General features: G+C 57.5%; 17 protein-coding genes. 10 read left to right on the plus strand and 7 right to left on the minus strand.

The genetic code is table 11. From position 1 onward, the window contains the following. Positions 1-2: 2 nt before the first annotated feature. Together GOV91_RS03575 and dksA are read right to left on the minus strand one after the other, a co-directional pair. On the minus strand, positions 3-1154 hold the full coding sequence (locus GOV91_RS03575; RefSeq protein WP_171234449.1) for an FAD-dependent monooxygenase: 1152 nt from the start codon (positions 1152-1154) through the stop codon (positions 3-5). A 71-nt stretch (positions 1155-1225) separates the two neighbouring features. Beyond that, positions 1226-1648 (minus strand): RNA polymerase-binding protein DksA, encoded by a 423-nt coding sequence (dksA, locus tag GOV91_RS03580; RefSeq protein WP_050602554.1) that lies wholly within the window; start codon positions 1646-1648, stop codon positions 1226-1228. Between the two features lie 382 nt (positions 1649-2030). Here dksA and GOV91_RS03585 point away from each other — a divergent pair, with 382 nt between their 5' ends. The 7 genes from GOV91_RS03585 (at position 2031) to GOV91_RS03615 (ending at position 7839) form a co-directional block, all read left to right on the plus strand. After that, positions 2031-2876, plus strand: a complete 846-nt coding sequence (locus GOV91_RS03585; protein ID WP_171234450.1) for a MoxR family ATPase — start codon at positions 2031-2033, stop codon at positions 2874-2876. Positions 2877-2978: 102 nt separating this feature from the next. Further along, positions 2979-3428, plus strand: a complete 450-nt coding sequence (locus GOV91_RS03590) for a GNAT family N-acetyltransferase (RefSeq protein WP_171234451.1) — start codon at positions 2979-2981, stop codon at positions 3426-3428. Next, the gene (locus tag GOV91_RS03595) at positions 3425-4801 is read left to right on the plus strand and encodes a DUF2927 domain-containing protein (protein ID WP_171234452.1); all 1377 of its coding nucleotides are present in this window, start codon (positions 3425-3427) and stop codon (positions 4799-4801) included. The genes GOV91_RS03590 and GOV91_RS03595 overlap by 4 nt, the downstream gene beginning before the upstream one ends. Before the next feature lie 7 nt (positions 4802-4808). Further along, positions 4809-4979: a hypothetical protein gene (locus GOV91_RS03600; RefSeq protein WP_171234453.1), complete on the plus strand. Its 171-nt coding sequence runs from the start codon at positions 4809-4811 to the stop codon at positions 4977-4979. Between the two features lie 4 nt (positions 4980-4983). After that, positions 4984-6168, plus strand: a complete 1185-nt coding sequence (locus GOV91_RS03605; protein WP_171234454.1) for a VWA domain-containing protein — start codon at positions 4984-4986, stop codon at positions 6166-6168. A 173-nt stretch (positions 6169-6341) separates the two neighbouring features. Continuing rightward, positions 6342-7055, plus strand: coding sequence for an FkbM family methyltransferase (locus tag GOV91_RS03610; protein WP_171234455.1), 714 nt, complete (start codon positions 6342-6344; stop codon positions 7053-7055). A gap of 97 nt (positions 7056-7152) precedes the next feature. Beyond that, entirely contained in the window at positions 7153-7839 is a 687-nt protein-coding gene (locus GOV91_RS03615) for a M48 family metallopeptidase (RefSeq protein WP_171234456.1), read from the plus strand. A 70-nt stretch (positions 7840-7909) separates the two neighbouring features. Here the strand turns inward: GOV91_RS03615 and GOV91_RS03620 are convergent, their stop codons facing one another. Genes GOV91_RS03620 through GOV91_RS03640 form a run of 5 tightly spaced genes read right to left on the minus strand, consistent with a single transcriptional unit; the run spans position 7910 to position 13180 of the window. Continuing rightward, positions 7910-8452, minus strand: coding sequence for an RSP_2648 family PIN domain-containing protein (locus GOV91_RS03620; protein WP_171234457.1), 543 nt, complete (start codon positions 8450-8452; stop codon positions 7910-7912). Then, complete coding sequence (locus tag GOV91_RS03625) at positions 8449-9651, minus strand: RSP_2647 family RNA methyltransferase (protein ID WP_171234458.1); 1203 nt, start codon at positions 9649-9651, stop codon at positions 8449-8451. The genes GOV91_RS03620 and GOV91_RS03625 overlap by 4 nt, the downstream gene beginning before the upstream one ends. 38 nt (positions 9652-9689) lie before the next feature. Next, positions 9690-9962 carry a hypothetical protein gene (locus GOV91_RS03630; protein WP_171234459.1) on the minus strand — a complete coding sequence of 91 codons (273 nt, stop codon included), beginning with the start codon at positions 9960-9962 and terminating at the stop codon, positions 9690-9692. Next, entirely contained in the window at positions 9946-12741 is a 2796-nt protein-coding gene (locus GOV91_RS03635) for a glutamine-synthetase adenylyltransferase (protein WP_171234460.1), read from the minus strand. Before GOV91_RS03635 ends, GOV91_RS03630 begins: the two co-directional genes overlap by 17 nt. 49 nt (positions 12742-12790) lie before the next feature. Then, entirely contained in the window at positions 12791-13180 is a 390-nt protein-coding gene (locus tag GOV91_RS03640; protein WP_171234461.1) for a nuclear transport factor 2 family protein, read from the minus strand. A 141-nt stretch (positions 13181-13321) separates the two neighbouring features. Here GOV91_RS03640 and GOV91_RS03645 point away from each other — a divergent pair, with 141 nt between their 5' ends. The 3 genes from GOV91_RS03645 to GOV91_RS03655 all read left to right on the plus strand — a co-directional run bounded on the left by GOV91_RS03645 (position 13322) and on the right by GOV91_RS03655 (position 15141). Beyond that, positions 13322-13744 (plus strand): DUF2852 domain-containing protein, encoded by a 423-nt coding sequence (locus tag GOV91_RS03645; protein WP_171234462.1) that lies wholly within the window; start codon positions 13322-13324, stop codon positions 13742-13744. Positions 13745-13809: 65 nt separating this feature from the next. Further along, a complete protein-coding gene (locus GOV91_RS03650) occupies positions 13810-14241 on the plus strand; it encodes an RDD family protein (RefSeq protein WP_171234463.1) in 432 nt (143 codons plus the stop codon). A 75-nt stretch (positions 14242-14316) separates the two neighbouring features. Beyond that, on the plus strand, positions 14317-15141 hold the full coding sequence (locus tag GOV91_RS03655; RefSeq protein WP_171234464.1) for an arginyltransferase: 825 nt from the start codon (positions 14317-14319) through the stop codon (positions 15139-15141). Position 15142 lies beyond the last annotated feature (1 nt).

Below are 15142 nucleotides of genomic sequence, written 5' to 3' on the forward strand. Positions count from 1 at the left end.
TCTCAAACCGTCGGATCGTAGCTGTATATCCACTCGTATCGCTGCGCCAGCTTTGGACCTAGCGCCATCAAGGCGGCCTGAGCAGCCAGACGCATCGGGCCGCTCAGGTGAAAGTTACGAGCATTTGACCCTGCGGCTGCTACGACTTTGCGAGCTCGCGGTTTTCGGGCACTTTCATAAGCAGCCAAAGCCTTAACGATCCCGGACGCCAATTCGAATGCGCGGGCAAGGCACCAAGCATCCTCCAACGCCAAACAGGCCCCTTGCGCCATGAAGGGCAACGTCGGATGTGCCGCATCCCCCAGCAAGACGATGCGACCGTTTTGCCATTTCTCGGCAACCGGTCGCAGGAACAAAGCCCAAATATTGACCTGTTCGACCTGCGCCAGAATCGTGCCAACTTCCCCACCGAAATCCGCAAACCGCGCGCGCAAGTCGTCTGGATTTCCTTCCTGACGCCATCCCTCCTCGTGCCAGTCTGATCGTTCTTCGACCGCAACGATGTTCATCTGATTCTGATCGCGCAGAGGATAAGTCACCACGTGACGTCTGGGCCCCATGGTCAGCGCGGCACGCGGCGTCTGGTCAGAATGTCTCCACGGAATCGTGGCCCGCCATGCAACTTGATGGGTGAACGCGGGTGTTTCGAGGCCGTTGAGGATCGGCCGGATCACACTGCGCCCCCCATCTGCCGCAATGGCACATTCAGCCCGAAGTCTTTCGCCGCTTTCCAGAACAATCTCGGCCTCTCCGGGGTGTTTGAGCACTTCGGTGACGCGCGATTCCAGACGCAACTCCACCCCTGCACGCAGGGCGGCTTTATGCAGCAAATCAAGCAGGTCAGCGCGGTGGTAGTAATAAGTTAGTCCGGCGGCGGGACTGGGTACGCGGCTGATCACCCGCCCCTTGCGGTAATCACGCAGCACCGTACCAAACGATTTCTGGGCGAACGCGGGCTTGCCTTTTGCAACGCCAAGAGCCCTCAGCACAGCCATGCCGTTGGCGCTGATTTGCAGGCCAGCGCCAACTTCGGTCAGTTCGCTAGCCTGTTCGAGCACAGTGACCTGTGCGCCCCTGACTTGCAATGCAAGCGCGGCAGCCAGGCCGCCGATGCCCCCACCAATAACGCAGAAATTCAAACCGTGGATATTCATGTCCCCGCCATAACGCAAAAACGCCGGAGCCACAGGCCCCGGCGCTTAAGATTTTACCCAAAATCCGGCGATCAATCGTCGCGGTGGACCTTTTCGCGGCGCTCGTGGCGTTCCTGTGCCTCAAGCGTCATGGTGGCAATCGGACGCGCGTCCAGACGTTTCAGCGAAATCGGATCGCCGGTCTTTTCACAATACCCGTATTCGCCCTCTTCGATACGGCGCAGGGCCGAGTCGATCTTGGCGACCAGCTTACGCTGACGATCCCGCGTGCGCAGTTCAAGTGCACGGTCGGTTTCCTCGCTTGCGCGGTCTGCGACGTCCGGAATGTTACGGGTATTGTCCTGCAAACCTTCGATCGTGTCGCGGCTGCCTGCCAATAGTTCTGTCTTCCAATCCAGCAGCTTGCGACGAAAATACTCAAGCTGACGATCATTCATGAAAGGTTCATCTTCGGCCGGACGGTAGTCCTCCGGCAGAAAAACTTCCTGCTTCATATTTGCTCCCTCGGTATGGCCAGAAACGTCGGTCGCGGTTGTTTCACCTGACATTTGGCTCTCCCTTCTGCGCAGCGTTTAGCCGACGGGCCGTGGAATGTCACTACACAAACGTTGCATCAACAGTCGCCCGCGCGGATTTGTCTAAATATGAGACAACCATCAGGAAAACCTTGTTTTTATATGAAATTCAGCAGGCTTTTTTGAGGCACGTCGCGTGATGCGCCGGTGTCGGCGACGGACGAATCAATCAAAAGCGCTTGGAGACGCAGTAAAATTCCTGTTGACCGACGCAGGGACGCGGGTTGTCAAAAACCTTGCCGCTCTGTAACCCGGAAAACACAGTTTGCCCGACCATACCGCACAACCACACGAGAGGCCCATGACAGCACGTTTTCAAGGTACAGCCGAATATGTCGCCACAGACGATCTGACCATTGCCGTGAACGCCGCCGTCACACTCGAGCGCCCTCTGTTGGTCAAAGGGGAACCCGGAACCGGCAAGACCGAACTGGCCAAACAGGTCGCCGGTGCACTGGGTCTGCGGATGATCGAGTGGAACGTGAAATCAACGACACGCGCGCAACAGGGCCTTTACGAATACGACGCGGTCAGCCGCCTGCGCGACAGCCAGCTTGGCGAAGAGCGCGTGCATGACGTGTCAAACTATATCCGCAAGGGTAAGCTGTGGCAGGCGTTTGAGGCCGATGAAAAAGTTGTTCTTCTGATCGATGAGATCGACAAGGCGGACATCGAATTTCCCAACGACCTTTTACAGGAACTCGATAAGATGGAGTTCCATGTCTACGAGACCGGCGACACGATCCGGGCCAAGAACCGCCCCATCGTGATCATCACGTCGAACAACGAAAAGGAACTGCCCGACGCATTTCTGCGCCGGTGTTTCTTTCACTACATCCGCTTCCCTGATGAGACCACAATGCGCCGCATTGTCGAAGTGCACCACCCAGGTATCAAGGACGCGCTTTTGACCACCGCATTGACCCAGTTTTATGAAATCCGCGAGACACAGGGCTTGAAGAAAAAGCCTTCGACCTCCGAGGTTCTGGACTGGCTGAAACTGCTGCTGGCCGAAGACCTGACCGCCGAGGACCTCAAGCGCGATGGGGCCAATGCCCTGCCGAAGCTGCATGGCGCATTGCTTAAAAATGAACAGGATGTGCATTTGTTCGAACGGCTGGCCTTCATGGCGCGCGGCAAACGGTAGCTTAATCCTGAACAAATTGGTGATCTTGGCTTGCGTTGCTTCACCCCGGGTGTCAGCATCGCAGGAGTGACCGGATCAACCTCACAGAATTGGACAGATCGCTTGGCGAACACACTGAAAATCCGCCCCCTTCGCGCCGAAGACAAGGATCAGTGGGCTGACATGTGGCGGGACTATCTGGCGTTTTATGAAACCGCACTGCCCGCAGAAATCTACGAGACGACGTTTTCAAGACTGTTGGGCGGTGATCCGCAGGATTTTTCCTGTTTTGTCGCCGAGCAGGATGGCAATCTGGTCGGGCTGACGCATTACCTGTTTCACCGTCATGCCTGGAAGATCGAAAAGGTCTGCTACCTGCAAGACCTTTTTTCCCGACCCGAAGCCCGTGGCACAGGCGTGGGCCGAGCACTGATCCAGGCGGTTTACGACGAGGCCGACCGGGAAGGTGCGCCGTCGGTTTATTGGCTGACGCAGGAGTTCAACCAAACCGCGCGGCAACTTTATGACCGCATCGGAACGGTCACACCGTTCATCAAGTATTCCCGCTCATGATGCGTTGGTCCGCTCTTGTTGTAGCGTTGTTTGCGGCGGGTTGCACATCGGTTGAACCTATTCAAACCGTTCCGGTATCCGACGAGATCCGCTCGGTTGAGGCGGCTCTGCCACCCACCAAATCCTTCGGCGCTCCCCGTCCATGGCCACCCGCCCGATCCAACAAGAACATCGCCGAGGATTTTGTGTCGCTGCACTTCGCGCTGGAAAGCGGCGCTGCCCTGCCGGTGTTTACCCGGTTTGAAACACCGGTCACAGTACGGCTGACCGGGGCGCCGACCGCCAGTATGCAACAGGATCTGACGCGCCTGCTGAACCGTTTGAAACGTGAAGCCGGGATCAATATTCGGCAGATCCAAGACGGTCAGGCCAATATCACGATCGAGGCGGTCAGTCAGGAAGATATCCTGCGGATTCTGCCCAACGCCGCGTGTTTCGTGGTACCGAATGCCTCAAGCTTGGACGAATACCGCCGTGACCGCCGCAAGGCCAAAAGCAGTTGGACCGAGCTACGCCGACGCGAAAGGCTAGGGATATTCATTCCTTATGATGTCAGCCCTCAGGAAATACGTGATTGCCTTCATGAGGAGTTGGCGCAGGCGCTGGGCCCTCTGAATGACCTCTATCATTTGCCGGATTCGGTGTTCAACGACGACAATATTCACACCGTTCTAACCGGGTTTGACATGCTGATACTGCGCGCCACCTATGCGCCAGATCTGCGTACAGGCATGAGCCAGGAACAGGTGAAATCCGTGATCCCCGGCGTGCTGAGCCGCCTGAACCCGCGTGGCGACCGGCTGGTCGTTCAACCCGCTACCGAGACACCCCGTGAATGGGTAGACGCCATTCAAAAATCGCTGGGTCCCGGGCCGGGATCACCGCGGCAAATGCGCGCCGCCAAGAAGGCCGCCCGCATTGGTCAGCAATTGAGATGGACGGATCACCGTCGCGCTTATCCCCACTATCTGCTTGGCCGGATGGAACAGTTCCGCAACCCAAACGAAGCGCTTAGACAGTTTCAGATTGCCCAGCAATTTCTGAAGGCGACGCCTGGCACCGAGGTTCATCAAGCCTATGTGACCACTCAAACTGCCGCATTTGCGCTGGCCCAGGATCAGGGACCGCGTGTTTTGCCCGAGCTTAACAATGCCATCAACGTGATGACCAGGGCCGAGAATGCCTCGATTCTGGCCACATTGCTGCTGTTGAAGTCTGAAGCCTTGAGACAGGCCGGACAGCTTCAGCAGGCCCGTTCGGTCAGGCTGGACAGCATTGGTTGGGCGCGATACGGGTTTGGTTCGCAACTGGTGGCCCAGTCTTTGGTTGAAAGCGCAGGCCAGCGGAGCTCGGGCAGCAGGACAGACGGGTGAAACACACATGGTGGTAGTTTTGGGAATGGCGATCCTAGGGGCGATCCTGGGCGCTTTGACCGCAAAAAAACGCAATGGCAACGGGGCTGACATGGCGCAGTATGCTGCTGGCTACGGGATCGCATTTGCGCTTCTTGGGCTGATAATCTCATTGATTCTGGTGCGCATGGTGGCGTGACGCGATGTTTTTGCCCTTTTTCGAAAACCTCCGCAAAGCAGGCATCCCGGTCTCACTTCGGGAGTATCTGACCTTTCTGGAGGGTATGAAGAAGGGCTTGGCCACCTATGATGTCGAAGCGTTCTACTATCTCGCCCGCGTGTCGATGGTGAAGGATGAGCGCAACATCGACAAATTCGACCGTGCTTTTGCAGCCAGTTTCGAAGGACTGAACGAAATCAGTTTCGATCAGGTTCTGGAAGCTGTCGATATCCCCGCCGATTGGCTGGCCAAGATGGCTGAAAAGCACCTGTCGGACGAAGAAAAGGCCGAAATCGAAGCGCTTGGCGGGTTCGACAAGCTGATGGCAACCCTGCGCGAGCGTCTGAAGGAACAACAAGGCCGTCATCAGGGTGGCAACAAGTGGATCGGCACGGCCGGAACCTCTCCGTTTGGGGCGTATGGGTACAACCCGGAAGGCGTGCGCATCGGTCAAAAGGAAAGCCGCCATCAGCGCGCCGTCAAAGTCTGGGACAAGCGGGAATTCAAGAACTTAGACGACACAGTTGAACTGGGCACCCGCAACATCAAGGTCGCCTTGAAGCGTTTGCGCCGCTGGGCCCGTGAAGGGGCGGCTGAAGAGCTGGATCTGGACGGCACCATCCGCGCCACGGCTGAACACGGCTATCTCGACGTCAAGACCCGCCCCGAGCGTCACAACGCGGTCAAGGTGCTGTTGTTTCTGGACGTGGGCGGATCAATGGACCCGCATATCAAAGTGGTCGAGGAACTGTTTTCCGCCGCCCGTACTGAATTCAAGCATCTGGAATACTACTACTTTCACAACTGCCTTTATGAAGGTGTTTGGCGCGACAACCGCCGTCGCTGGGATCAACAAACCCCCACCCACGAAGTTCTGCGCACTTATGGTGGCGACTATAAGTGTATCTTTGTTGGCGACGCCTCGATGAGCCCGTACGAAATCGCCTATCCCGGCGGTGCCAATGAACATTGGAACCAGGAAGCCGGACAAGTCTGGCTACAACGCGCGCGGGACCAATGGACATCCAACCTCTGGATCAATCCGGTGCCCGAGAAGTATTGGGAATACACCCATTCAATCGGCATGATCCAAGAGATCTTCGAAGATCGCATGGTGCCCATGACACTTGCCGGACTGGAACAGGGCATGCGGGAACTGACGCGGTAGGTCGTTCCCCGAAAATGAAAGAAAAAACGCGTGCCACTGATTGTTGCACTGCAATAGGCTGGAATTTAAGGTTCTATCACCTTGAGGCACAGTCTAAGGTGCATCTGGAAAAGTGGCATTCCCGCCCGGGTTTCGGGGCACACGCTCATCCACGCTAGACTTGAGGTTCGCACATGGCAACAGAATTCGCTGAAGACGGTGGCTCGGTCTGTTATCGCGGCGTCAGAATTCACAAAAAGCCCGGTTTGTTCACCCGCAGAATTCTGAGATCCATGAGGCTGGGACGTTACGAAACAGCCGAGTTGCGCCATGCCGAACGGTGCATCGAACAAGGCGAGCGGATTCTGGATATCGGAGCCGGGGTCGGTTTTTTGTCCACAAAGATCGCCCAGATCGAGGGTGTCGACAAAGTTGTTTCGGTCGAAGCAAACCCGGCCCTGATCGACGTGATACAAGCAACCTTTGAAGAAAACGATGTGTCCGACAAAGCCGAATGTCTTCATGGCATCCTTGGGCAAACAAATGATGGCAACACTGTCGATTTCTATATCCGCAAGAATTTCTGGGCCTCATCCCTGAGTGGCGAGGAAAGAGCCTATACCGAAAAAGTCGAAGTGCCGATTTTGGACTTCAATGACATTGTCGCAAAATTTGCCCCGACACTGATCATATGTGACATTGAAGGTGGTGAGGCAGACCTGTTCCAACAGTGCGACCTGCGTTCTGTGTCCCACCTTGTCATCGAGGTCCATCCTGGGATTTATGGCCAAAAAGGTCTGGCCCGGGTGTTTCAAGCGGTGATGGATCAAGGGTTTGTTTTGGATATCCGGGCCCCTCGCGCCGGTGATGTTCTGACGTTTATGAATATCAACCACATTTCTGAATGAAACGGCACGAGGCGCAGCTCAGCCCTGTCCTTATCCTTCTATTGACTGCAGTAAAGTTTGTATTGCCCTGACGCCGTTGCGGCCCCATATCTAAGCCATGTTGCGTTTCACCCCGATCCTGCTGGCCATTGCCTATGGTCTTGTGATGTACCGTATTTCCGTCTGGCGTACCCATCGGGAACTGGATGCGAAATCAACGGAACTGGCTGACCCTGCATTGAAACGCATGACGGACCGTTTGGCGGCCGCTTTGGGTATCGATCGGGTGCCGGTTTTTATCTACGAGATCGACCCGGTGAACGGTCTTGCAGCCCCAGACGGTCGGATTTTCATTACGCGCGGGTTTTATCGGAAGTTCCGCAATGGCGAGGTCTCGGCCGAGGAAATGGCCAGTGTTATCGCACATGAGCTGGGGCATGTCGCCTTGGGACATGCGCGGCGGCGGATGATTGATTTTTCCGGTCAGAACGCAATGCGGACGGCGTTGATATTGGTACTGAACCGGTTCATCCCGTTCATCGGCGCGATGATTGCCAATGCTTTGACCGCCCTATTCGCTTCACGTCTGTCACGTGGAGATGAATATGAAGCCGATGAATATGCGGCTGCTTTGCTGACCAAGGCCGGTATCGGAATTGGACCGCAAAAATCGCTGTTTCACAAGCTGGAGGACCTGACGCAGCAGCGCGCCGGGGTCGTTCCTGCGTGGTTGATGAGCCATCCCAAGACGGATGAGCGGATTGCAGCCCTTGAAAAACTTGAACAGCGTTGGGCGCGTGGCTGAGGGCGCGCAGCGAGAGGCCAGCCTCTCGCGCTCTCCGAGGTATTTTTAGCCAGATGAAGCAGGATCGCTTTTACGTGGTAAGGGCTTTACCCAAACGTGGAAGGCGGGCTTTTTTCATCAATGTGCGCAAGGTCCATTGATCACCTGAAAGACGGTTAGCCTCGGCAAGGACTTGAGCCGCGAGTGCGTTCATCCCGATTGCGTCTGCTTGCCAGAAACCGTGAAGCAGGCTGTCTGGGTCACGGCGCTCAAGGCCTTCTTCGGCCAGGATATTCTTGGGAAAATCCTTGGCGTTCACCGTCACGATTACATCGGCGGAAGCCGCAATTGCAGTCGCCAGCACGTGGATATCTGCGGCATCCGGCAGCCAAAGGCGGTTTTGCAACCCTTCGTTCGGCGCGCGCTCGGCATCCGGCCAATTGGCTTGTGTCAGTGAGATTTCGGCACGGGCTTGTGCCTCACCCGTTGGGCCAAGTTTGCGGGCGGCGCGGGCCCATTCCTCGAGGATGCGTGCAGACCAGATCGGAGTGAAATGACCCAGACGCGCAGCCCCCAACAGCATCTCGCGCATCACCGTGGGGTAGATCACGCAGGTGTCGAGAACGGCTTTCATAAGCGATAGAACACTGCTTTGAGGTAACCGCTTTCCGCCAGTTGCGGCAGTTGCGGGTGATCTGGACCCGCAAATCCGGTGTGTATCAATTGCGCCTGCCGTCCGGCCCGACCAATCCCGCGGGATGAGGCATCGCGGAACCGCCCCAGATCCGCAGCGTGCGAACATGAGCACAGCCCCAGATAACCGCCGGGTTTGACCAGAGGTGCGGCCAGTCGAGCGATCCGTTCATAGGCGCGAAGACCGACATCAAGTGCTTGTTTCGACGGTGCAAAAGCGGGTGGGTCGCAGATCACGACGTCGAACTGCGCGCCTTCTTCCCCCAATTGGGTCAACACGTCGAACGCGTCGCCTTGCCGGGTTTTGAACTTGTCAGCAAGGCCTGATGCCTCAGCGCCCTTTGCCGCCAACTCCAGTGCGGCGGCAGAGCCATCAACAGACAGCGCCAACCCCGCACCGCCTGCCAGCATGGCGAGACCAAAGCCGCCCACATGGCTGAAGACGTCCAACACGTGCGCTCCCGAATGTACCAGCCGCGCGGCAAAGGCATGATTGGGACGCTGGTCATAGAACAGGCCGGTTTTCTGCCCGCCGGTCAGATCGGCCATGTAGGTCGCACCATTCATCGGCACCGGCAGCGGTGCATCGGGTGTGGTGCCGCGCAGGGTTTGGTTGACGTCGTCCAGCCCCTCCAGCCCACGTGTGCGGCCTGAGGCGTTTTTCAGCACCGTGATCACGCCAGTCACCTTGACCAAAGCATCGGTCAGCAGGTCCAGATGTGCCTCGGCCCAGGCCGCGTTCGGCTGGATGACGCAGGCGTCACCAAAGCGGTCGATGATCACGCCGGGAAAGCCATCCGCCTCGGCATGGATCAGGCGGTAGTACGGGGCGTCAAACAGGCGTTCGCGCATCTCGAGGGCGCGCCGCAGGCGGGTTTCGAACCACACGGTGTCAAGCTGCGCGTCAATATCACGGTCCAGCACCCGGCACATGATCTTGGACTCGGGGTTGACCGCCACCAGCGCGACGGGCGCGCGTTTTTCATCCTCAAGCACGGCCAGTGCACCGGCAGGGATTTTACGGGTACGGCGGTCGGTGACGATGTCGTTGGCATAGACCCAGGGGAAGCCATGACGCAGGCCGCGCGCATTGGCTTTGGGTTTCAGACGGATACGGGGGCGGTCGGCAGATTGGGTCATGGCGCCCTCATAGTCATGAACGCTCCGATGGAAAAGCCCTAGCGGTTACGAGACCGCCATCCGCCTCGGCGCTTGGGGGTCTTTGCCGCCTGAAGACCCTCGCTCAGGACCTGTGTCATGGGATGATCGGGGTTTTGGTCCACATAACCCGCGTGCAATTCCGCCAGCGCTGTATTCTGATCGCGATCGGCAGGCAGGCTGAGCGCCCAGTCCAGAAAGATACTGCGACATTCGGGCAAGGTAATGCCCTCAATGCGGTAAGCTTCGCGGATCAGACCCTTATGGTCGTTGGGATCAGTGCTGCGCGCCATCTTCGCCCTCGTTGATCACGCCTCCGATCAGATCGGCTGCGGTCGTGTAACTTTCCTGCAATGCTGCCTGTAGGGCCTCGACATGTTCGAACCCGGTCGCGCGGCACAAAAACGCCGCGCCGCCCTCGCCGATTTTGTCGGCCTCGATGACCTTGCCCGACAGCAGTCGGGCGGCACATTGCACGGACCAGCATAAATCATAGCAGTCTTTCAGCGATTGCGCCTGCGCGACATTCAGCAATCCGGCTGCGACGGCCCCATCCAGACCCGATGATACATCGCGCTGCGCCGAGCCTGCCAGCAAAGCGCCGGTTTCGGCCATCAGTTCGATGTCCATCAGACGCCCCGGTCCGTTCTTGGCATCCCAGATGCCCGCAGGTGCCTTGGCGGCAGCAAGGCGCGCGCGCATTTCGGCGACTTCGCGAAGCACATTACTCTGTTCCCTTGGCCGCGACAGGAATTCGGCCCGGAAGGATTCAATATCTTCGGCAAGCCCAGCGTCACCCGCGACGACATGCGCGCGGGTCAGGGCCAAATGCTCCCAAACCCAGGCTTCGTTTTGCTGATAGTTGGTAAAGCTGGCCCAGCTTGTTGCCACCGGCCCCTGGTTACCTGAAGGGCGCAACCGCATATCGACCTCATACAAGCGCCCTTGTGACATGGGTGCCGAAAGTGCAGTGATCAGCGCCTGAGTAAAGCGCGCGTAATAGGTGCGCGTGGCCAATGGGCGCGGACCGTCTGACATCTCTTCGTCCTGCGGATCATAGATCACGATCATGTCCAGATCGGACTGCGAATTAATACGCCCCGCGCCAAGCGAACCCATACCCAAAATGGCGGCTCCACGACCGGGCGCGGGACCATGTTTGCGGGCAAAGTTCTCGGTGACATAGGGAAGTACGGCTGCAATCACCGACTGAGCAAGCTCTGCATATTGCTGACCGGCCTGCGCCCCGTGAATAAGGCCGCGCAGATGATGCACCCCAATGCGAAAATGCCATTCCTTGCACCAGCGCCGCGCCAGATCGAGTTGGGTTTCATAATCCGTTTCTTCCGAAAGGGCTTGTGCCAGTTCGCCCTGCAGCGCCTCTTGCCCCGGCCAATCGGTAAAGAAACTGCCGCCGATCACCGCGTCAAATACAGACGCATTACGTGACAGGTGCGAAGCAAGCGCATGGGATGTGCCAACAATATCGACCAAGAGGTCAATCAGATGCGGGTTTGCTTCGAACAAGGAAAACAGTTGCACCCCGGCGGGAAGACCCGCCAGAAACCCGTCTAAAGCCATAAGCGCCTCGTCCGGTTTGGCTGTCTTGGCGAGGCGCGAAAGCAATTCGGGCCGCAGGCGTTCGAAAATCCGCGCGCCCCGCTGGCTTCGCAGCGCCGGGTATGTCGTCCAGCGCGCCAGTATATTCTTGTCAAACTCGACGTTCTGCACCGGCGTAGAGGCCGGTGATTGACCCGGCGCAAAGAACCCCTCGGTCAACTCATGCACTTCGGTCAGGCGGCGCATGAGGTCTTGTGTCAACTCTGCATTGCTGATCCCCATAAGACAGGCAACGCGTTCGATCCCATCGGGTGAATTTGGCACCTTGTGGGTCTGCGCGTCGTGGATCATCTGAATACGATGCTCGACCTCGCGATGCGCCCGGTAGTGATCGGTCAGTTTCTCAGCCACGTCCTCTGGCACCCAGCCTTTTGACGCCAGCGCCGACAGCCCCGGAACAGTCCCCCGCACGCGCAGGTCCGCATCACGCCCACCAGCGATCAGTTGGCGGGTTTGCGTAAAAAACTCAATCTCTCGGATGCCGCCCTGACCCAGCTTCATGTCGTGGCCGGGGATGGACAAAGACCCACCAGTTCCTTTGTTTTCGCGGATACGCAGACGCATATCATGGGCGTCCTGAATGGCCGCAAAGTCCAGATGGCGGCGCCAGACAAAGGGGCGCAGGCTGTCCAGGAACCTTTGACCCGCCCCCAAATCCCCGGAACAGGGCCGCGCCTTGATATAGGCGGCCCGTTCCCAGGTACGGCCAAGGCTTTCATAATATCGTTCAGCCGCCTCCATCGCCATGCAAACCGGGGTCACGGCGGGATCTGGGCGCAGCCTCAGATCGGTCCGAAACACATACCCGTCTGCCGTCTTATCACTGAGCGTGGCGCAGAAATTTCGTGTTGCCCGGACCATGCCCTGCCGGGCTTCGTAAAAATCATCTGGGTCAAACCGCGTCTCATCAAACAGAACAATCAGATCAATGTCCGAGCTGTAATTCAACTCATGCGCGCCCATCTTGCCCATCGCAAGAATGACCAGCCCAGCTGCGTTTTCGACATCATCTTCAGTCATTCCGGGCAGTTTCTTGCGCCGGATCAACGCAGCGATCTCGGCCTTGGCCGCAACATCCGCGGCCAGTGCTCCGAAATCCGACAGGGCCGCCGTGACCTTTTCCAGCGGCCACGCACCTGCAATATCAGCCAAGGCGGTAAGCAGCGCCAAACGTCGCTTGGCCTGACGCAAGCCGGGTTTCAACTGATCGGGCGGCAGATCACGCGCTGCAGTCATAACGTTCGCTAGGGCCTGATCCGGCTGCTCCAATGCCTCAGGCAACCAGCCTTTCTCACGCTCGATCAGACCTTTCAGATAAGGGCTGGACCCGGCAGTGCCCGCCACGAGCTCACCCATTTCCTGCGGCAAATCTGGCATCAGGGCCCGCGCTTCATCCCCCAGAGACGGATCAAAAGCACGTGGAAGTCGGGTAATGGCAAGTGCGTCAGTCATGCGCGCACCCTGCGCATCGCCATGCGCCATCGTCAATGGGGCATTCTGATCAGATGTCCTGAACGGGTGTATCCTGACTGAAACTGTTGACCCAAACGTCGTTGCGCCTTTCCCAGAGCGAGGAAATCAGCATTGCGTCGCCTTCGGTAGCACCCGGTCTCTGGTAATCGGCCCGATAGGACAACAACACAATGTCAGGTGTCAGCACACGCAACTGCGCATCACTGAGATCAAACTCTGCCATCGTCGGCGCATCCGCAAACTGACCGACGTGATCGTCTCGGTTGGCAAACCCGGTTGGGTAAACTCCCAGAAAATCCGCACTCAGCAAAGCGCGGTCTGCGCTTGCATTTCCTTCAACCAGCGCGGTCCAGACCTGCTTTTCCAGGTCAAGAATGTCATTCAGCGAAGGAGCCGTTTTGTTTTCAGTCATATTCATGGCCGCACCCTGCTGTCAGAGACATTCACCATCAACTGTATAGTGGAATGTAAATCTTTTTCACATTACCCCTTGTATCACCCGAAGGCGCCCCCATCTAGACAATGTGAAAACAGTTTACATCAACCCTGGAGAGCTTTCATGACTGCACTGTCCGACCCCGCCGTCCCCGCCAATCCGGGATGGCTTTACCGAATTGAGGCCTGGCTGGATGACAAAGGCAAAGGGGCCTGGATCGCCGCCATGGTCCTTGGTTTCATCTTCTTCTGGCCTGTTGGTCTTGCCCTTCTGGCCTACATGATCTGGAGCAAACGCATGTTCAGCAAGTCCTGCAGTCGCCGCAAATCCTGGCACAGCCACATGAGCGCAATGAAGTCTTCGGGTAACAGCGCCTTTGACGCCTACAAGGCTGACACTCTGGCCCGCCTGGAGCGCGAACAGCAGGATTTTGAAGCTTTCCTGCGCCGTCTTCGCGAAGCCAAAGACAAGGCTGAATTCGACCAGTTCATGGACGAACGCGCCCGCGAAAACCACGAAGAAAACGGCACAGGCGCACCTGCCTGATAGCCCTTGCCCTGCCCCGGTTATTCGGGTCAGGGTGCACCAACCTTATCTTTCGGACGTGACGAATGAACCACCTGCCCAACCCGGATACTCAACCAGAATTCTACAGCTCGGTTGCGACCAAGCGCTTTGTCGCGTGGCTGTTCGATATCGCCTTCATCTCGCTGCTATGCATCGTGCCTGTCTTCCTGACATTCGGTGCGGGGCTGTTTTTCCTGCCCCTGATTTACGCAGTGATCAGCTTTGCGTATCGGGTCATCACCATCTCGAACGGCTCAGCCACGCTGGGTATGCGCTTCATGGGCATCGAACTGCGTGACGCATTCGGCGAGCGGATGGATATGGGCAAAGCCATCGCCCATACTGCCGGTTATTTCGTCAGCATGGCGTTTTTCGTGATCCAAATCATTTCGGTCATCATGATGCTGACCAGCGCCCGCGGTCAGGGCCTGACCGACAGTTTCCTGGGGACTGTGATGATCAATCAAAGGGCGTGAAAACCAGTTGCGTGAATCACTTGGCGGTCTCGGGAACGGTTGTTATCATCTGTCCCGAGGCCAGATGGGAACTTCATGCGACACACGCTGCCAATAGCGCCACAGTTTTATGTTACCGCTCCGCAACCCTGCCCTTATCTCGACGGCAGGATGGAGCGTAAACTGTTCACAGCCCTTCAAGGTGAAGGCGCGGAACAGTTGAACAATTCCCTGTCTCAACAGGGGTTTCGTCGGTCGCAGAATGTTCTCTATCGCCCGTCGTGCACCGATTGCGCGGCCTGTCTGTCCGCTCGGATCGATGTGTCGGCCTTTCGCGCCACCAAAAGCCAGAAACGCGCAGCCAAACGCAACGGCTATCTGCAACGCCGCGCAACGTCACCCTGGGCCACGGACGAACAATACGAGCTGTTCCGCCGTTATCTTGACACACGGCACGCCGACGGGGGCATGGCCGATATGGATGTGTTCGAGTTTGCCGCCATGATCGAAGAAACCCCGATCCGCAGCCGCGTTGTGGAGTATGCCGACCCGGAAACCGGCAACCTCATCGCCGTCAGCCTGACCGATGTGCTCGATGACGGGCTGAGTATGGTCTATTCCTTCTACGATCCCAACCAACCCCAGAACTCTCTGGGCACCTACATGATCCTGGATCATATCGAAATCGCGCGAGAAGCCGGGCTTCCCTATATCTATTTAGGCTACTGGGTCCCCGGCAGTCCCAAAATGGGTTACAAGGCCAAGTTCACAGGGCTTGAAGCCTATATTCAGGGGCAATGGCGAAAGATCAAAGACCCAGGTGCCTATTCCGATGCATCGCATCACCCGTTGTCATCTGCGCCCATAGCCGAACAAGTAGCGAATATTCAGCTACCTGACCGCCACCCTACCAAAAGCTGAC

Origin of the sequence: Ruegeria sp. HKCCA6837, from assembly GCF_013034475.1 — a bacterium.
Classification (GTDB): Bacteria; Pseudomonadota; Alphaproteobacteria; order Rhodobacterales; family Rhodobacteraceae; genus Ruegeria.